A 19,222-nucleotide genomic window follows, 5' to 3' on the forward strand; every position below is an offset into this window, starting at 1 on the left:
ACCGTGCACCGTGGAAGCGCTCAAACGTTTTAGAGTCCGCTGGTGTTAACGGAGTTACGGCTAATTCGGCTATCCTCGTATTAGCTGGAGGAATTTGTGGCGATCGACCCAAACAGCACAATTGGTGCGCTTGCTCCGTTCAAGAACGCACGGATGCGCAAGCTGCTCGCCGCACTGGAAGGAAACTGGCAGGCTGAGATGGAGGGTTACCACACGTATCTTGCCCTGGCCAACCGCGAGACGGACGCCGTCCGCGCACAGGTTTTGCGTCATCTCGCCAGCGCCGAGCTGGAGCACGCCGTGCTCTGGGCAACCCGGCTGATGGAGCTCGGCGGATCGCAGCCAATCTACTCCGGCAGCCCCCACGGCAACGCCGACTCCTTCGCCAGCCGGGCCGGAGGTCCGCTGATGGCGCTGCGCCGCCTCGAAATCGAAGAGAGCCGCCATATCGCCAACTACGGAACCCAGCTCAAGGAGCTAGGCGACGAACCCTCTGTAGCGATTCTGCAACACGTCATCGAAGACGAAAAGGACCACTACCGGGAACTTGGTTCGCTGCTGCGTGGCCGCGGACATGTCATTCAAGGCGGCAAGCAGATCGTCGACGCCAAGGGAATGCTTGAGGAGATGCTCGCGAAGCGCAACAACGGCAACGCGCAAGCGGGCTCGTGGATCGGCGACGCAATCTATGGCGTCAATGACGGTCTTGGGGCCATCTTCGGGATCGTCTCCGGCGTCTCCGGCGCGACTGCGGGCAACGGGAAATACGTGCTGTTGGCCGGCCTCGCAGGCATGATCGCCTCGGCGCTTTCCATGGGCTCGGGAGCCTACCTGGCCGCGAAAAGCGAGCGCGAAATCTACGAAGCGGAAGTCGAGCGCGAACGCGAAGCCATCGCCATGAACCCCAGCGAGGCGCGCCAGCTCCTTTCGCTCTACTACCAGGTGAAAGGATTGCCGGAGGAGGACTCCGAGCACGTGGTCGATCACATCGCCGCCGATCCGGACCTGATGCTCAAGGCTCTCGCCGCCGAGCGCCTGAACACCAGCGAAGACGGCTTGAAGGTGCCGTGGATTTCCGCAACTTCCGGAGCGCTCTCAACCGCCGTCGGAGCCATGATTCCGGTCCTTCCGTTCTTTTTCATGACGGGAACGGCTGCAGTGGTCACCGCGGCGATTGTCTCCCTCATTGCTCACTTTGCTGTGGGCGCGGCCAAATCGCTCATCACCGTTCGATCCTGGTGGTCGAGTGGCTTTGAAATGACGGCCGTCGGCGCGGTCGAGGGCGCGGTTACGTATGCGATTGGGCTGTGGCTCGGGCATCTTGGGGCGTAGCCGAAGTCAATTGCCGTGCGGCCTGCCGCCCCAGCCGGATGCAATCCGAAATACCGATGCCGTCATAGGCGTTGCCCACCAGCCGCAGACCTGGCAAGCCTGCCAGGCGAGTTTGGATGCGCTGCTGCCGCTCCTGATGGCCAACTGAATACTGCGCCATGGCGCGCGGCCAACGCTGGATCTCTACCAGCTCAGGGATGGCGGAGACGCGCAGAATCTCGAATAGCTCCTCGCGAACCAACTCGGCCAGTGCCTCATCGGACTCGGCCAGCAAAGCCGCGTTGTGCGCCCCTCCCAGAAATGCCCGCAGCACCGACTTGCCGGGAGCCGTGCGACCGGGAAACTTGCGATGCAGAAACGTGCAGGCCAGCATCGCGCGTTTCTCGACCGCCGGAACGAGAAATCCGAATCCTTCGGGCAGTGGGTCGAGATCCGCGCCGTCAAAGACCAGATTCATCGTGATCGAGGAACTAAAGGGAATCTGGCCCAGTTCGTCACTTAACTGACGATCAACCGGAGCCAGAAACTCAGCAGCCGCCCAGGCCGGGGTCGCAACGATCAAACCATCAAAGCGCTCCTCCGAGCTCGCACTCTGCACGACCCAGCGATCTCCGCTCCGCTCGACAGCTTCGACGGGAGTGAGCACATGCAAGCGGCTTTGATCCAGGCGTCCCACCAATGCATCCAGCATCTGCTGCAATCCAAATCGAAGCGTGGTAAACAGCGGAGGCGGCGCGCTCACCCTCTCCGGATTCTCAGTTTCGGCGGCCTTCGCTGCCGCTTCCTTCCGCGCTTTCATCGCGGCCAGCATTCCCCTGGTGAGCGAACCAAATTTGGCTTCCATCTCCACCAGCCTCGGCAGCACCGACCGGGCGCTGAGCTGCGTCGAGTCGCCACCATAGATGCCCGAGAGCAGTGGATCTGCCAGCCGGTCCACAGCCTCCTGTCCATAATGCCGCCGGACCAGTTCCGCGACCGATTCATCGCCCCCGTTTGATTGATTGCCGGGACGTGGCGAATGCAGCAGCTCCAGCCCCATCCGAATCTTCGTCGGCAAACTGAACAGCGACGTCAGCGCGGTAGCGAGCAGCTTCGTCGGCACCAGAAACATGAGTCCGTCCGGCAGCGCCACAAGCCGGTTGCGAACCAGAATGAAGGTCTTGCGCTGCGCGTCATCCGATGCGACGAATTGCGACTCCAGTCCCAGCTCTCGGCAAAGCTGCGCCGCCGCGGGCTTTTCTGTAAGAAAAGAATCGGGACCATGCTCGATCACTGTTCCATCGACCACGGTGGAAGAAATAACGCCGCCGAGACGCGCTCCCGCTTCAAAAAGCTCGTACTCGACGTCCACGCCCGCGCGCCGGGCCAATTCCAGCTCGTACGCCGCCGCAAGTCCCGCGATGCCGCCGCCGATAATCGCCACGCGCATGGATTCCGACCTCTCACTTCAGTCTAAGCGAACACAAGGATACAGACCCGTGAGCGGGCGGACTAATCTATATCAGAGTTACTTCGGCTTTGGGCAAGGCTTACCTTGGCAAAGCGCTGCTGTAATTCCCTTGCCCTCCGTGAGAGTATAGATACGATCGGATGCGGGAAGCTGGATGGTTTCCTTGAATCCCGAAGGCCAATGAATCTCGGCAGTACCGGCGTCAGTTGCATCTCCAAGGCCAAAGTGCGCCCGCTGGTCATTTGAAGAAATGAAGCTGCCGCCGCTGAGGACATCTTCGCGCTGGCGCATCCCGTTAGCAGTGAGATAGACCGTCGCTCCAACGGCGTCTCGCGGACTCTTCGGCCCTCCTACAAGCTTCAACTCAACCCAATGATGATGATCCGGATTCACGTTGCGAAGCAGCACCGGAGGGCCGTCAATTGGGCTGATGACAACATCGATCTTGCCATCGTTGAACAGGTCGCCAAAAGCCGCACCGCGACCCGGAGTGACAACCGCAAGCCCGGTTCCCTTCACCGGCGGAATATATTCAAACTTCTCGCCCTTCAGGCTATGAAAGAGCAGCGGACGCTGCGCATAAGTGGTGCCCCAGTCGTGCTGATCAACCTCCGGATACACATGGCCATTGACCATGAAAATATCCTTCCAGCCGTCATTGTCATAGTCCACCAGTCCAACACCCCAGCCCAGAAACGGGACAGGCATCTGCGCAATTCCCACCTGGTCGCTTACGTCGGAAAAGTTCAGCTCGCCGTCGTTCCGGTACAACACTTTGTAATCGTCAGAGAAATCCGTTACCAGCAGATCCAGTAATCCGTTGTTGCGGTAGTCGCCCACGGCAAGGCCCATCGAGGCTATCTCGCGCCCATCCTTGTTCAACGCGAATCCGGAGACGTAGCTCTGGTCTTCAAACGTCCCATCGCCCTTGTTCACATACAAGTAGTTCGGCGAAGAATCGTTGGCTACCAGCAGATCAACCCGGCCGTCATTGTTCACATCGACAAAAGTCGAAGTGAATCCGTAATAAGCGTCAGGATCGGAAACGCCAGCCTTTACGCTCGTGTCGGTAAATGTTCCATCGCCGTTGTTATGAAAGAGATGATCCGGTTCGCCTTTGAGCCCTCGCGGCCCGCACATGACCGGCGCTCCGCGCAACTGGCAGAAGGCGCGCGCCACCGTGCCATCACCCGCAGTCGGCTGGTTGTTCACATCGTAGTGAAGATAGCCGGAGACAAAAAGATCGAGTCTCCCATCACCGTCATAATCGCCCCAGGTCGCGCCATCGGACCAGTTGCCAAGGGTAACTCCGGCCTTCTCGGCAACATCGGTAAAAGTTCCATCGTGATTGTTGCGATAAAGCCGGTTCCTGCCGAAGTTGGCGACGAAGATATCCGGCCAGCCGTCGTTGTCAAAGTCCGCGATGGCCACGCCAAAGCCCCAGCGGTCGTTCGCGACACCTGCCTTTGCCGTGACATCCGTAAACGTGCCATCGTGATTGTTGTGAAAGAGCGCCGCGTGTGGCGCAGGCTCCTTGCCATCAAGCGCCTTGTAAGTCGAACCATTGACAAGATAGATATCCAGCCAGCCGTCATTGTCGTAATCGATCAGCCCAACGCCGGACCCGTCCGTCTCCAGAATGAATTTTTTCTGCGGCGTGCCCATCACATGCTTCCACTTATCCAGTCCGGCAGCTCTGGTTACATCCTGGAATACAACGGGGCCTGAATCGACAAATCCTCCCGCAGTGATGGGACGTCTTTGAGCGTCGTACACCGGAGCATGTGGAGCACCCGTGCTATGGCCACTCATTGCGCCGGAAGACTGCGAAGGCGCTTGCGCAAAAACAGCGGCTGAGGACAGCACTACAACAAGGCACGAGAGAACATTCCGAAGTGATCTCGTAAGGGAAATAACTCCAGCGTCGCGAAGATCCCTCATACAGTCGCTCAATTACTTAGGCGCAGCGGGCTTCGCGGCGTCGACGGAGCATGGTTTGCCAGCGCAAAGCGCGCCAGTGATACCTGCGTCCTCCGAGATGGTGTAAATCCGGTCAACCGCCGGAAGCTTAATCGTCTGCTTCGCGCCCGATGGCCAGTGAATCTCCGCCGTGCCCGCCTCCGTAGCGTCTCCCAACCCGAAGTGCAAACGCTGATCGTTGGATGAGATATAGCTTCCGCTGCTCATCACATCGTCCCGCTGCGTCATCCCGTTCGCCTTGAGATAGACCGTGGCGCACATGGCATCGCGCGGGCTCCCCGGGCTTTTCTCTGTCTTGCCACCACCGACGAGCTTCAACTCGACCCAATGATGATGATCCGGATTGACATTGCGCAGCAGCACGGCAGGTCCATCGATGGGATTGATGACCACATCGATCTTCCCGTCGTTGAAGAGATCGCCAAACGCAGCGCCGCGAGCGGGAATCACATCCGCCAGACCGGTTCCAACCACGGGAGGAACATATTCGAACTTACCGTTCTTGAGGTTGTGAAACAGCAGCGGCCGCTCGGCGTAACTCGTGCCCCAATCGTGATCTCCGGCATCCGGATAGACATGGCCGTTGACCTCGAAGATATCGCGCCAGCCGTCGTTATCGTAATCGAGGAAGCCATCGCCCCAGCCAAGAAACGGTATCGCCGTCTGCGCAACTCCGGCGCGATAACTTACGTCGGTAAAGTTCGCGTCTCCGTCGTTATGGAAGAGCACCTTATAGTCGTCGGAGAAGTCGGTGTCGTAGATATCGAGCAGTCCGTTGTTCTCGTAATCGCCGACTGCGAGCCCCATGGAGGCTACTTCGCGGCCATCCTTGTTGACTGCGAATCCTGAGACGTAGCTGTCATCCTCAAATATTCCTTTGCCTTTGTTGATGTAGAGATAGCTTGCGACGGAGTCGTTGGCCACCAGAAGATCGGGCTTGCCATCGTTGTTGATGTCGACAAAGACCGAGGTGAATCCGTAGTAGTTATTCGGATCGTTCACGCCGGCCTTAACGCTGACATCGGTAAAAGTCCCGTCGCCGTTGTTGTGAAAGAGATGATCCGGCTCGCCCTGCAGCCCACGCGGGCCGCACATGCTGACGACACCGCGAAATTTGCATTGAGCATAACCGACGACCTTGCTGCCGCTGACCGGCAATTGGTCGCGATCGAAGTGAACATACCCCGAGATAAACAGGTCGAGCCTGCCATCGCCGTCATAGTCGCCCCACGTAACGCCTGACGACCAGTTACCCAGAGTTATCTTCGCTTTTTCCGCAACATCGGTGAATGTTCCGTCGTGATTGTTGCGGTACAGCCGGTTTTTGCCCCAGTTCGTCACGGCGATATCCGGCCAGCCGTCGTTGTCGAAGTCCCCGATGGCGACGCCAAACCCCCAGCGGTCATTGGTCACGCCGGCTTTCTCCGCCACGTCGGTAAAGGTTCCGTCCTGGTTGTTGCGAAAGAGCGCTGCGTGCGGCGGAGTTTGCTTGCCGTCGAGTGCATCAAAGGTCGATCCGTTGACGAGGTAGATGTCGAGCCAGCCGTCGTTGTCGTAATCGAGCAATCCCACACCCGAGCCGTCGGCGTCGAGGATGTATTTCTTATCCGGCGTGCCCATGACATGCGACCAGCTCGCAAGACCCGACTGTTTGGAGATGTCGGCGAAGACCACCGGGCCCTTGTCGACGAAGCCGCCCGCGGTAATGGGCCGATGCTGCTCGTCGTAGATCGCCTGGGCGGCTGCGCCAGTCGAGTTGCCGGAGCTCATGCCCGAACTCTGCGGCGGAGTCTGACCGGGGAGACTCGCAATGCAAAACTGAGCCAGACTCGACACCAGAACGCAGGAAAAAACTAGACGCAGATGCGGCAACCGGAGTCCTCCGAGGCAAAGTGTACCGCATGGGATAGAGAGCTGGCTTGCGAACAGTCCTCCAGAAGCGGTAGCGTAGTTGGCACACCGTATAGATTGCTTTTCCAGCTTACAAGCCACCGCCCGTATTGGAGACCCTATAACGATGACGACCACAGTTCCATCCCCGAACCTTATTTCCGGCTCAAACCCCGCCGGAGAAGTCAGCCCGATTCGCCGCCTGCTCTCCCTGGATGCCCTGCGCGGCATCACCATCGCCTTCATGATCATGGTGAACAACAACGGCAGCAATCATGCCTGGTGGTTCATGGAGCACGCGCAATGGAACGGCCTCACCCCAACCGACCTGGTATTTCCGACCTTCCTCTTCGTCGTCGGCGTCTCCATCGTCTTTGCCTACGAGGCTCGCCTGGCAAAAGGTGAAACCCGCACGCAACTCGCCTGGCAGACGCTCCGCCGGGCTGCGATCCTGTTTGCCTTCGGCCTCATCGTGAACGGGTATCCCCACTTTCCGCTCGGCACACTGCGCATTTACGGCGTCCTGCAACGCATTGCAATCTGCTACCTGATCGCGGGACTCTTCTACCTCTGGGACCGCGGATGGCAAAGCAAAGCTGTCGTAGTTGTCGGCGCGCTGATCGGCTACTGGATCGTCATGCGCTGGGTGCCCGTCCCAGGTCTGGGACTGCCGGGGCGCGATGTCCCATTTCTAGACAAGGACGCAAACATGGTTGCGTGGCTGGATCGCCACATTTTTCCAGGCAGGCTCTATGAAGGCGTCCGCGACCCCGAAGGGCTGCTGAGCGATCTGCCCGCGCTGGGGACGGCCCTGCTGGGAGTTCTCACCGGCATCTGGCTCCGCAGCAAGCGCACGCTCGGCGCGAAAGCGTCGGGTGTGGCCGGCGGGGCGGCTGCGTGCCTGATAACCGGCTCGCTCTGGGCGATCTGGTTTCCGCTCAACAAAAAACTCTGGACCAGCTCCTATGTGCTCGTCGCAGCCGGTGTGGCCCTGACCTTGCTCGCGCTTCTCTTCTGGGCCATCGAGGTTCGCGGCTGGCGCGGAAAATGGACCTGGGCTCCGCTCGTCCTCGGCTCCAACGCAATCGCCGCTTACATGATCTCCGAGCTACTTGGATCCACACTGAACCTGATTGCCGGCTGGATTCATGGAGGTCCGTTCAACATGGAGCGCTGGATCTTCCTGCACTGTTTTGCATGGATTCCCAATGGCGGCCTGGCGTCGTTCGCCTATTCCTTCGTTTACATGGCCGTGTGCTTCGTGCCCATCTGGATTCTCTATCGCAACAAGATTTTCCTCAAAGTGTAGGGGCAAAAAGAATAAAGGCCCGGCAATCCTGTTGCGATTGCCGGGCCTTTGCTTTTGCGAAGCTAGTTCACCTGAAAACTGGTCTCCTCTGAAGCCAGTGAACTACCTCCAACGAAAACCTTGTAAGTCGTCGGCTCAACCACGCGCTTGCTCTCCACGTTGTAGAAGCTCAACTCGTCGAAGCCGAGCGGAAACTCGACGTGCTTCGTTTCGCCGGGCGCCAGCGTGACTCGGGCAAAGCCTTTCAATTCGCGAAGCGGCTGCTCGACTGAGGCAGAGGTATTGCGCACGTATAGTTGAACCACCTCGGTTCCCGCCACGCTGCCGGAGTTGCGCACATCCACGCTAACGGTAAGTCCCGGCGCGTGCCCCTCGGCCACATCCTGACGAGAAACCTGCGCCTTGCTCACCGCCGGTTGCGAATAGCTGAACCGGGTATAGCTCAAGCCCCATCCGAAGGGGAACAGCGCGGAGTTGTCCTCGTCGAGATAGCGGGACATGAATTTTTCCTGGGCGTTGGTCGGCAGATGGCTCAGATCGCCATGCGCGGGGCGGCCCGTCGGCATCTGCGCATAGTAGAGCGGCTCCTGGCCGGTCGCGCGCGGGAAGCTGACCGGCGTCTTGGCCGAGGGATTCACATCGCCGAAGAGGACATCTGCGACGGCATGACCACCCTCCATGCCCGGATACCATGCCTCGACGATGGCGGGAATGTGTGCCCCGGCCCATTTGATCGCGTTAGGACGCCCCGTGAACATCACCAGAATCACCGGCTTACCAGTCGCCGCGACAGCCTCAAGAAGCTGCTCCTGATGGCCAGGCAGATCGAGATGCGCGCGGCTGGAGGCTTCGCCGGTCATCCAGTCGGCGCTCTCGCCGAGAGCCAGAATCGCCACATCGGCCTTCTTAGCCGTTTCAACGGCCTCGGCGATGGTTTTGGCGTCATCCGGCACCGCCTCCGTAACTTCGGAGGACGGGGGATTTGCCTGATCGATGAAGCTCACATGGCGCAGGACGTTGGCGTCGTTGCCGGAGAGAATCTCGCAGCCCTTGGCGTAAAGCAGATGATCGCCCAGCCGCTCCTGCAAAGCCTGACGCAGCGAAATCGCGAACTTCGGATCGCCGAGCGCACCCCACGACCCGAGCATCTCCTTCGCCGAATCCGCCAACGGGCCAATCAGAGCGACCGTCTTTGCTGACTTGCTCAGCGGCAGCAGCGCGCCGGCCCCCTCGACCGGATCGTTCTTGAGCAGGACAATCGTCTCCGCGGCGACGGCGCGGGCCTGGGCGCGGTTTTCCGCAGTGGGCGCATACGGAGGCGTCACCGGAGTGTAAGGATGCTCGAAAAGACCGAGAGCAAACTTCACGCGCAGGATACGTCGCACTGCCTCATCCACAACCGACTCCGGAATCTGCCCGGAGCGCACCTGCGCGGCAAGCGTCGTCCCGTATAGATTGCCTTCCATGTCCATGTCCACACCCGCCTCAAGCGCCTTGCGGGCAACCGTCGCGCCATCTGGCCCGATGGCATGATTCAGCAGCTCCGAAACCGCGCCCCAGTCGGAGACCACAAAGCCGTCAAATCCCCACTCCTTACGCAGAATCTGCGTAAGCGTGTATGGATTTGCCGTCGCAGGAACGCCATTGATGGAATTGAAGCTGCTCATCACTGTGGCCGCGCCCGCATCGACAGCCGCGTGGTACGGCGGCAGATAGACCTGGCGTAGCGTAATGTCGCTCATATCCACCGCGTTGTAATCGCGGCCCGCGATGGCCGCGCCGTATGCGGCAAAGTGCTTGACACTGACGGCAACCGAATCCGGTTTGGTCAGATCGTTCTGCTGGTAACCGAGGACCCAGCCGCGTGCGATTGCCGAACCCAGATATGGGTCTTCCCCGGCGGACTCCACCATGCGGCCCCAGCGAGCATCGCGCGAGATATCCACCATGGGCGAAAAGACCCACGAAAGGCCGTCAGCCCGCGCCTCAATCGCTGAGGTATGCGCCACACCCGCAATCAACTTAGGGTCCCAACTCGCTGCCAGTCCCAGCGGAACGGGAAAGATTGTGTGCTGACCGTGGATCACGTCCATGCCGAAGATGAGTGGGATATGCAGCCGCGACTTGTCCATAGCAATGTGCTGGAAGCGGTTGGTCTGTTCCGCGCCTTGGACGTTGAGCAGGGAACCAATAGCTCCGCGTTGGGTCAGATCTTCATAGCTCAGCTTGGAGCCGGACGGCCCGGTGGCAAAACCAGCCGAATACTGCACTGTCTGGCCGATTTTCTCTTCCAGGGTCATCTTCTTCAGCAGCGCCTCGACACGTGCGTTCAGGTCTTTGGCTGCAAGCTGCGCGTTGGGCACTGGCGCAGCCTGTGCAGCAGCAAGCGAAGGAAGCACGAGAAAGGACGTAAGCACGAGACAGAACAGAGAAGTGGTCAGCAAGAGTTGGTCAAACGTTTTTTTCATGGCGAAGCCATACTATACCCTCGCCGCATGGCTTCGCCAGCAAGGCGAACCCGGTTGTTCCATTCTTCGATTAGTTTGCGCAATCGATTGCTGTCGGTCTCCCGATCAGCTCCGCGAATTTCTCTGCCTCTCATCTCTGGGCTTTTCGCCAGACCAATACCACCCCGGCTCGGCCCGGCTTCCGTGCTCATCGAGCCATGCATCCACGCGGGAGTTGACCGGCACATGCCCCTCTGGCATTCGTGCGCCGGCAGCCGTCAGAGCCTCCAGAATGGCAATATAAGCATCGGGATCGCCACCGTGCGCGGCAGACCAAAGCGCCTGATCCAGCACAGTGCCTCCGTAGGAGTTCTTTGCTTCAAGCGGAGCCTTGTGCTCCAGAAGCAGCCTCACCGTCGTCGCGTGACCGCCAATCACCGCATGGTGCAGTGCAGTTTGACCACGGCCATCGGAGACCTTTGGATCGACGCCCATCTTGAGTAGAAAATCGACCACGGAATCGTGGCCAAACTGGCATGAGAAGAGCAAGCCATTCTGCAACTCTTCCCGCGCGGCGTCTGCGTGTAGCGCGGCATCTTTTCCAAGAGACGCGACTAGATCGGGTTCAACCAGATCGAGACGCCCCACTCCCGCCGCTTCGGCCAGACTGAGATGACCAACACGGCTGGCCAGAAACTCCGCCGCTTTCGCTCTTCCATTCGCCAGGCAGACCCGCACCGTTCCGTCGGGAATCTTCGCGCCATGCTCCAGCAGTACCCGAAGCAGTTCCTCCTGCACACCCGCGCGGTCCGGATGGCCGCTCGTCGCCGCCAGCCCGAGTGTTGTTGATCCGCCGCCATAGACATTCGCTGTGGCATTCACATCCGCGCCCGCACGCAGCAGCATCGCGGCAATCTCCACAATGTTCTGCGGAGTCTTCTGCCGGTAGCCCTCCACACCGTTCGCCGCGACGTAGTGGAGCAGTGTCGCGCCGTGCTCTCGCATCGACCGCGCCTGAACGAGTCCCGGCTCCTCGGTCAACAAACGCTCCAGCAAAGCGATATCGCCGGAAACAATCGCATCCACAGTAGCCTCAAATCGCCATTCCGGAGATTGGACGGCCTGCAAGGCTTCGAGATGCCGCGCAAACTTCGGCCAGCTTTCAAACCCATGCGAGCGAGCGATCACAAACTGGGCATCGGCAAGCGTGCAAGTCCGCCCGTCCCCTTCACCCTTCCCTAACTGACGCCGCGCAAACTCGGCGACGCCGTCAATCCAACTCTCGATGCGTACTGGAAGCTGAGGTTCAACCGTGAGTCCTGTGAGCCGCACCAGATCGTCTATCCATGCCTCGCCCCACAAGGAAATCGCATCCGGCTCATCGGATGAGACAGTCGGCTTAGACCCGGACCTGCAAGCCTTCACCAGTTCTTTTGCAATTTTTCGGTAGCGCTCCAAGCTGGGGCGCGGCGGCAGCGGCAAGGCGCTTTGCGGATTGGGAAACATGCGAATCTCCTTTCATTGCCCGCCTGGAGTCCGCACAAATCAGGCTGAAAGAAGGTTCGTAACCTTCAATTTTCAAGTTGTGTGGGTGGGCATAGCCCTTTCCGCGGACTGGTCGCGCCCCGAGCGCTGCCTTTGATGTATCACACTGAGATCAACCCCGACAACCGGATTAGCTTCCGAACAAGTTGCGCGCACGAGAGGATTCGTCTTCGCCATCGAATAATCTGAACTCACAATGATGAAGCCTTCGTCAGACTGGCAAATTCGAACCGCCAGCGCAAGCGATATCCCCGCCCTGCACGCGCTCATCGAAGCCTCCGTCCGTGGCCTCCAGGCAGGCGACTACACCCCCGCGCAAATCGAAGGCGCATTGGGCACCGTCCTCGGCCTGGATACGCAACTAATCCGCGATCAGACCTATTTCCTCGTGGAAACAAACTCGGCCGAAGAATCACCCGAAGGATCAAGAGGCCGGAAGGCCCTCGCCGGCTGCGGCGGATGGTCCAAACGCAAAACTCTCTTCGGCGCGGACCGTGGCCCAGGCCGCGAACCGGAACTGCTCGATCCCGCAATCGACGCAGCCAAAGTCCGCGCGATCTTCGTTCATCCCAACTTCGCCCGCTGCGGGCTGGGCAGCCACATCCTCGCCCACGTCGAAGCAGCGGCGCAGGCAGCAGGTTTTCGCCACTTCGAAATGGGCTCGACCCTGACCGGCGTTCCGCTCTACCGCCTCAAAGGCTACGTAGAAATCGAGCGAATCGCCGTCCCTTTGCACAACGGCGAGGCCCTACCCATCGTCCGGATGACCAAGGCCGCAATGCCTCGCAGCTAACCTGACACTCGCCCGAACCGCGTCATGCGGCGAAGCCGCTCGCGCCTGAACGGCCAGTCCTGTATCGTCGTATGTGTATGGCCGAATCCACTGTCGCCCAACAGCCCAGCCACGTTGTCCATCCACTGCCCGAGGCGGAAGAACTCTACCGCCGCTGGATCGCCTTCCTGGATGAAGAGTTCACCCGGCACCAGGCCGCTGAACGCCGCGCGGAAATTGTGCGCGACCAGCTCTTCCAGCTCTACCTGGGCCGTCCGCACGGGGGCAAGCTCAACTTCACGCTCACCAGCGAACTCCCGCTCAACGTACTACAGCTCTCTCTCGATCCCGGAAATATCACGCTCGAAGCCGAGCACTATCCCGACGTAGACCACGAGCGCTTCGCCCGCAGCAAGCCGCTGCTCTGGTTCTGGATCATGTTCGACCGCTCGCCCATCGGCCTCAATCACTGGCTGGGCATTCGGCTCCGCTGTATGCTGGGCCGTCACCTCTTCGCAAAAATGGGCAAAGGCGTCCGAATCGACCATGGCGTCGAGCTGACCTACGGCTACAACCTGAGCATCGAGGATGGAGTCATCGTCCGCCACCGCGCGCTGCTTGATGACCGCGCCGAGATTCACATCGGCAAGAGCGCTGTCATCGGCAACTACGCCCGTATCTACTCCCATACCCACGCAGCAGACGACTACGACAAGGTCATCTTCGCCCCAACCAGCATTGGCGAACGCGCACGCGTCGGAACCCACACCGTAGTGCTCGCCGGCACGCAGATGCCCGACGGAACAATCGTCGGACCGCAAGGCACGGCGGAAGAACAGAAAGGCTAGCTCCCGCGGGAACCAGCGCATTGCCTCACTCGTAAGGATGCCGTGAAGGCAACGCGATGACAGCGCCCGAGCGTGCTAACCTGAGCCTTGCCGCTGTTTTGGGCTAGTCCGGATTGGTCTGGGACGATGATAAAGAAAGGGTTGGAAAAACTGTTTGCAAGCCTCAAGTATTGAGCTCGTTATTGCGCTGTATCAGTTTGTCATCCTCCTTTTCTCGCTCTCCGTTCATGAGTGCGCCCATGCCTGGATGTCCTCACGCCTGGGCGACCAGACGGCGCGGCTCGAAGGCCGCATCAGCCTCAACCCCACCCGGCACATCGACCCCATCGGCACACTGCTCTATCCTGCGCTCATGATCCTTGGGCCTTTCATCGGCTTCGGCGGAGGAGGAGTTGTCTTCGGCTGGGGCAAGCCGGTACCGATTATCACCCGCAACTTCACCAAGATCACCCGCGACGACAATCTCGTCAGCCTCGCCGGACCTGCTGCAAACCTGCTGCTCACTCTTGTTGCATTCGTCCTCATGGTCGTGCTGGCGCTGGCCATCCCCGGCGGGCGCAGCGCGGTTATCGGCACCGTTCAGGGCCAGATCTTCCTTGGCGAAGCCTCCGCGCCACAGGCGATGGCCATGCTCTTCTGGCTGATGATCGAGGTCAATCTCGCGCTCTTCTTCTTCAATTTTCTGCCCATTCCGCCCCTCGACGCCAGCCGCTTCGTCCGCAATCTCTTGCCCTACAACGCGTTGAACACCTTCGATACGATCGGCCGTTTCGGTTTCGTCATCATCTTCATCCTGGGCCGCTTCGTCGTGGGCATCTTCCTTGGGCCGGCCATGGGTATTGTCGTCGCTGCCCTTTCTGTCTTTCTGCGACAGCGATAGCGAAAACCGGCACTCTGAGGGCTACGAGGAACCTGTAATTTCGTCAAAGCCCGCGCACGTGCGATACTCTGCGAGGGATGGCGATGTCCCCATTTGCCCGATACGTTCGCGCTCTTCGTGTCGCCCTTTGGCAGGCGCTGCAGAATGACGTTCTGGATACCGCCAAGGCCACTGCCTATTCGGGAATGCTGATGCTCTTCCCGACTTTTCTGGTCCTCACCACAATCCTCGCCCTGGTTCCCGCGGGCAATACGCTTTTGTACGCCCTCCGAACCACATCCGAGCAGTTTCTTCCCCCCGACACGATGTCCCTCCTCCAGTCCTACTTCGAAACCCAGCGAGGATTTTCGCTTCAGGTACTGCTGTCGGCGATTTCTCTCACAGTCTTTGCCGCCCTCGGCGTGATGCTCACCCTGATGGAGGGTTTCCGCCGCGCCTACCAGCTACCGGCAAAGGGCTGGAGCGGCTGGCAGTTGCGGCTGCGCGCGCTGCTGCTGGTGCCGATAGCCCTGGTTCCACTCTCTATCGCCACATGCATTCTGATCTTCGGCCAGCCCATCGAACAGTGGATGATCGAGAACTCACAACATGAGCTGCACATCTTCGTTCTGCTGCTCTGGCGACTGGCGCGATGGTCGCTCGCACTCCTTACCAGCGCGACCGTTCTTGGCGCGCTGTATCACTTCGGGACGCGCACCCGGGAAAGCTGGATTTGTGTCGCACCCGGCGCCATCACCTCGACCTTCATTTGGTTCCCCGTGACACTGGCCTTCGGGCTCTATGTAACGCGAGTGGCTGACTACTCGATCATCTACGGCTCACTGGGCACCGCCATCGCCACGCTGGTCTGGCTGTACATCACCTCCTTCAGCGTGCTGCTGGGCGCACAGGTCAACGGAGTCTTGCACCGCCACCGCAAAGAGCTTCTGATCCAGGAGCGCGAGGACCCCGTCGAATTCGAGCCGGAACCGCACACCGAACCGGGGATCGAGTCCAGCCCCTTCCCATCCGAGTAGCAGAACCAACAAAAGCCCTTTGCCGTCAACCCCTTTGTTGCCAATCCACTTGCGCCCGCTTCGCTCAGGACGGCCAGAATCGCCCGAAAACTTTACGCGCGTTCAACCCTGTCCCCGGCGACGGCTACGACAGGCGCCTCCTGTACAATTGAGCGGGTTGAAGCCGTCGATATCCGACCCTTGCTTTTGTAATGGTCAATCGGTTTTCCCGCGCCCGTAGATTGAAATGCAGTGCAGCGCGATGCGGCGACTACGGCCGTCCTCGCTGAATCGTTCCCCGAATGTCATTTAACGGATTTTTATCAAGTTTCTGGAGTGTTACCGATGTCTACCGCTAACCTTAGCTTTACCGAATCCCATCTGCAGCGACGTGCCAAGATTGTGGCGACCCTCGGACCGGCTTCGAATACCGAGCCGGTTTTTCGCCAACTGGTTCGCGCCGGCCTGGATGTGGTTCGTCTCAATTTCTCGCATGGCACCCATGAGGAAAAGCTCGCACTCATTCAGATGATTCGCAAGGTAAGCCGCGAGGAGCACAAGCCGCTCTGTATTCTCGGCGACCTGCAAGGACCCAAGATCCGCACCTCAAAGCTGGTGGATCACAAGCCGGTGATGCTGGTAGCCGGCGAAAAAATCACCATCACGCCGCGTGAAGTCGAAGGCACTGCGGCCCTCGTTGGCACAACCTTCAAGACTCTGGCACAAAACGTCGAGGAAGGCTCGCGCATTCTGCTCTCCGATGGCCTGATTGAACTGCGTGTCCATCAGATCGATGGCGACGATGTCATCTGCGAGATCATCAACGGCGGCAAGCTGGGTGAAAACAAGGGAATTAACTTGCCCGGCATCGCCGTCCGCGTCCCGTCTCTCACGGCAAAGGACGACGTCGATCTCGAATTCGCGCTACGCGCCGGAGTCGACGCCATTGCCGTTTCCTTTGTCCGAACCGCGGAAGATATCAATCTGGTCCGCAATCGCGTGGCTGCCTACGGGGGAGTTACCTGGATCATCGCCAAGCTCGAAAAGCCCCAGGCCATCGAACATCTGGATGCCATTCTCCAGGTTGCCGACGGAATCATGGTCGCCCGCGGCGATCTCGGCGTCGAAGTTCCGCCCGAGAAAGTGCCCGCGCTCCAGAAACTCATCATTCGCCGCGCCGCCGACTACCGCAAGCCCGTCATCACCGCGACACAAATGCTCGAATCGATGATCGATAACCCACGGCCCACCCGCGCCGAGGTCTCCGACGTCGCCAACGCCATCTACGATGGCACCGACGCCGTCATGCTCTCGGGCGAGTCCGCCATGGGTTCCTATCCCGTAGAGGCCGTCAAGATGATGGCCCGCATTGTCGCCGAAGCCGAAGACAACATCCTGGCGGCCCGAGCCGACGGCACCGCGCTCGTCCGCCCGCGCCATAAAACGCTCTCAGTCGCCGAGACGATCTGCGAAGCCACTGCTCACGCTGCCGAAGACCTCGAACTGAAGGGCATCGCCATCTTCACCGAATCCGGCGCGACCGCCATCAAGCTGTCGAAATACCAGCCGAGCGCTCCTATCTATGCTTTCAGCTCGATCGAAGTCACCATCAACCGCCTCAACCTGCTCTGGGGAGTCGTCCCCGTCCACTGTGCCAAGGTGCAGACCACCGAAGCCATGGTCGAACTGGCGGAAACCCTGCTTGAGCAGTACAAATACGTCAAAAAGGGCGAAATCATCGCGCTCATTGCTGGAACCGGCACCAAATCCGGCAGCACCAACTTCCTTCGCCTGCACAAGCTCGGCGACCGCATTCACCGCACCTTCTTCGACCCCACCGCTGTCCCGGTCAGCGTGTAGGTTTGCTCGATCAGAGCCGCCCAGGTCCATCCACTTTGACCTGGGCGGAGACTCACGCCCGCCGCGCTGAACTCTCTTCATTCAGCGCTCCACCCAGCTAACTTCTCCTCGTAGAATCCTCCGGGCGCGGCACAGCTCTGAACAATTGACATTGGGAGTACCCAGGGCTCGCTTTCGTAACATGGGATTGTATGTGGGCCCAGATGCAATCCGTCGCGAACCGCCAATTCCTAAGCTTTTTCCATCCGAACGTTATAACTGAACGGTCTCTCAATCACTCGTTGCACGACCCAGCCCGCCTCTTTGACGAGTGACTGGAACGCTTCGAGCGTGCGGGGCCGCGTGGCTATTCCATTGGTCCTCTGCGAAACTCGGACAACGTCGCCATCCCGCGTCACCGACCCCACAAGGAAGGCATCGGCCGCAGTTCCTTCATGAACGGCTGCCAGGATCGAAACGATTTCCCCATCCGAGCCATACTCAAACAAACCACCCTCTGAAGAGACAGCGCAAACCGCGCTCGTGGCCCTAAGATCTTCGAGAACCTGCCTCAACCTGCCCACCCTGGACCATTCAAATTCGAAATGCTGAAAAGCGACGGACAGGCCGCTGAGAGGTGCCCTGCGTCCACACAACGCCTCAATCGCCCGATGCGCAAATGCCGGGCCTTCGGTATCAATATCCAGCACCGTGATCACAATTTCCAGGGACGCCAGCAGTGCGGAGTCCCGCGCATGAAGACAAAGCAGTGCATTCCAGCTATCAGCCGCCACTCCGCCGCCAATATTGATCAAATGGAGCGCGCGTCCAGATTGATCGATTCGGTGTTCGTCAAAGCGGAGACGCAGAATCCCGTCCGCAAGCAGATTCGCCATATCCTGAAGACGGAGACGCGTCGTGAAAGCAGGGAACGATGCGGCGATACGACGATCGATCGGACTTGTATCCGCCGCAAGATTATCGGGGCCCAATTTCAAAAGATAGGTTGCCATACCTGGTAGAAAACTTCCCGATGCAGCCATAAGAGCACTCCCAAACTTCGACCGCTTCAAGGCCTCGCGGAGTGGTGCGGAAATTTCACCTGCTTGCATCGATTCGAAAACATATTGCTTAGACAGAGCAGCCAGTTCAGCATCACTTGTGCTCAACGCAAAAGCCGGGTGAGTTACATCGATAACAGGGAGCTTCACACCCTCCCGCGTAAGTGCATAAAGCACCGCATCCTCCATCTTGCCTCCTAGCGCGTGAATCGAATCCCTGTCGCGTCTGCAGCGTGAAGGTTCTTTAGTATTATATCACATTTGAGCTATCAACATCAACCCATAACGACTGCGGGTGGTGAGTCAATTTGAAGGGTACGGGCTTCAGCCCGTACATTAAGCCCAGCAATATAAAAGGGCTTTAGCCCCTGAGGGTCGGTCTTTTTTCAAACTGACCCACTGCCCGACTGCGATCGCTAACCCACACAGTCGCAAAAGCTTCTTGATACAACACTGGTTCTCGAAGCCGCGATTCGTTTCCATGTCCTTGCACGCGACTGCCCCCTCATTCGTGCCACAAGGCCATAGACAGGACCATAGGGGAGAACGCTCCGACCTTTTCTAAATACATCATCCATTCACACTCCGCTCCTACACTTGCGCGCTGGAGGACAAAGCAAGCCATGCCCGTTGAGATTTCAGAACTGGACGAGATGCAGAGCACCTACAAGGCAGCCGTAGACGATTGGGTCGCTGTCATCCGTGAGGAAGAAGCGTTGGCTTCGGTGAACCATAGCATCGCCGACGTCGACGCCTGGGAACACGTGCACGATCGGGAGGAAGCGGCGAGAAGCAAAGCAAAGGCCGCGAAACGTGCCTACGAAGACGCGCTCCGAAAGAATTTCTTCCACTTCTAAGTCCGAGTCTAGGTCCG

14 protein-coding genes are annotated in these 19,222 nt (G+C 59.3%); 8 read left to right on the plus strand and 6 right to left on the minus strand.

Features of this window, described 5'->3' with window-relative positions:
• The first annotated feature begins 96 nt into the window (after positions 1 to 96).
• On the plus strand, positions 97 to 1,332 hold the full coding sequence (locus OHL23_RS02080) for a VIT1/CCC1 transporter family protein (RefSeq protein ID WP_263350114.1): 1,236 nt from the start codon (positions 97 to 99) through the stop codon (positions 1,330 to 1,332).
• On the opposite strand, the gene hemG is transcribed toward OHL23_RS02080, so the two are convergent.
• From hemG to OHL23_RS02095, 3 genes are all read right to left on the minus strand, one after another.
• Positions 1,289 to 2,761, minus strand: coding sequence for a protoporphyrinogen oxidase (gene hemG, locus OHL23_RS02085; protein WP_263350115.1), 1,473 nt, complete (start codon positions 2,759 to 2,761; stop codon positions 1,289 to 1,291). The two genes, OHL23_RS02080 and hemG, sit on opposite strands and share 44 nt — an antisense overlap.
• A 78-nt stretch (positions 2,762 to 2,839) precedes the next feature.
• Positions 2,840 to 4,723 carry a CRTAC1 family protein gene (locus OHL23_RS02090; RefSeq protein WP_396127256.1) on the minus strand — a complete coding sequence of 628 codons (1,884 nt, stop codon included), beginning with the start codon at positions 4,721 to 4,723 and terminating at the stop codon, positions 2,840 to 2,842.
• 12 nt (positions 4,724 to 4,735) lie between these two features.
• Positions 4,736 to 6,532, minus strand: a complete 1,797-nt coding sequence (locus tag OHL23_RS02095; protein WP_263350116.1) for a CRTAC1 family protein — start codon at positions 6,530 to 6,532, stop codon at positions 4,736 to 4,738.
• Between the two features lie 247 nt (positions 6,533 to 6,779).
• On the opposite strand from OHL23_RS02095, the gene OHL23_RS02100 reads away from it, so the two are divergent.
• On the plus strand, positions 6,780 to 7,961 hold the full coding sequence (locus OHL23_RS02100; RefSeq protein WP_263350117.1) for an acyltransferase family protein: 1,182 nt from the start codon (positions 6,780 to 6,782) through the stop codon (positions 7,959 to 7,961).
• Between the two features lie 62 nt (positions 7,962 to 8,023).
• Here OHL23_RS02100 and bglX read toward each other — a convergent pair whose 3' ends face one another.
• Both bglX and OHL23_RS02110 read right to left on the minus strand, forming a co-directional pair.
• Complete coding sequence (gene bglX / locus OHL23_RS02105) at positions 8,024 to 10,429, minus strand: beta-glucosidase BglX (RefSeq protein ID WP_263350118.1); 2,406 nt, start codon at positions 10,427 to 10,429, stop codon at positions 8,024 to 8,026.
• Positions 10,430 to 10,534: 105 nt separating this feature from the next.
• Positions 10,535 to 11,914: an ankyrin repeat domain-containing protein gene (locus OHL23_RS02110; protein WP_263350119.1), complete on the minus strand. Its 1,380-nt coding sequence runs from the start codon at positions 11,912 to 11,914 to the stop codon at positions 10,535 to 10,537.
• 235 nt (positions 11,915 to 12,149) lie between these two features.
• On the opposite strand from OHL23_RS02110, the gene OHL23_RS02115 reads away from it, so the two are divergent.
• The 5 genes from OHL23_RS02115 to pyk all read left to right on the plus strand — a co-directional run bounded on the left by OHL23_RS02115 (position 12,150) and on the right by pyk (position 17,308).
• Positions 12,150 to 12,746, plus strand: coding sequence for a GNAT family N-acetyltransferase (locus tag OHL23_RS02115; protein ID WP_263350120.1), 597 nt, complete (start codon positions 12,150 to 12,152; stop codon positions 12,744 to 12,746).
• Between the two features lie 77 nt (positions 12,747 to 12,823).
• Positions 12,824 to 13,573, plus strand: coding sequence for an acyltransferase (locus OHL23_RS02120; protein WP_263350121.1), 750 nt, complete (start codon positions 12,824 to 12,826; stop codon positions 13,571 to 13,573).
• Between the two features lie 154 nt (positions 13,574 to 13,727).
• Positions 13,728 to 14,453 carry a site-2 protease family protein gene (locus OHL23_RS02125; protein ID WP_263350122.1) on the plus strand — a complete coding sequence of 242 codons (726 nt, stop codon included), beginning with the start codon at positions 13,728 to 13,730 and terminating at the stop codon, positions 14,451 to 14,453.
• Positions 14,454 to 14,536: 83 nt separating this feature from the next.
• Positions 14,537 to 15,469 carry a YihY/virulence factor BrkB family protein gene (locus OHL23_RS02130; RefSeq protein WP_263350123.1) on the plus strand — a complete coding sequence of 311 codons (933 nt, stop codon included), beginning with the start codon at positions 14,537 to 14,539 and terminating at the stop codon, positions 15,467 to 15,469.
• 324 nt (positions 15,470 to 15,793) lie between these two features.
• The gene (pyk, locus tag OHL23_RS02135) at positions 15,794 to 17,308 is read left to right on the plus strand and encodes a pyruvate kinase (RefSeq protein ID WP_263350124.1); all 1,515 of its coding nucleotides are present in this window, start codon (positions 15,794 to 15,796) and stop codon (positions 17,306 to 17,308) included.
• 230 nt (positions 17,309 to 17,538) lie between these two features.
• Here pyk and OHL23_RS02140 read toward each other — a convergent pair whose 3' ends face one another.
• On the minus strand, positions 17,539 to 18,537 hold the full coding sequence (locus OHL23_RS02140) for a hypothetical protein (protein WP_263350125.1): 999 nt from the start codon (positions 18,535 to 18,537) through the stop codon (positions 17,539 to 17,541).
• A gap of 434 nt (positions 18,538 to 18,971) precedes the next feature.
• On the opposite strand from OHL23_RS02140, the gene OHL23_RS02145 reads away from it, so the two are divergent.
• The gene (locus OHL23_RS02145) at positions 18,972 to 19,205 is read left to right on the plus strand and encodes a hypothetical protein (RefSeq protein ID WP_263350126.1); all 234 of its coding nucleotides are present in this window, start codon (positions 18,972 to 18,974) and stop codon (positions 19,203 to 19,205) included.
• Positions 19,206 to 19,222 lie beyond the last annotated feature (17 nt).

Origin of the sequence: Acidicapsa acidisoli (assembly GCF_025685625.1) — a bacterium.
GTDB classification, from domain to species: Bacteria; Acidobacteriota; Terriglobia; order Terriglobales; family Acidobacteriaceae; genus Acidicapsa; species Acidicapsa acidisoli.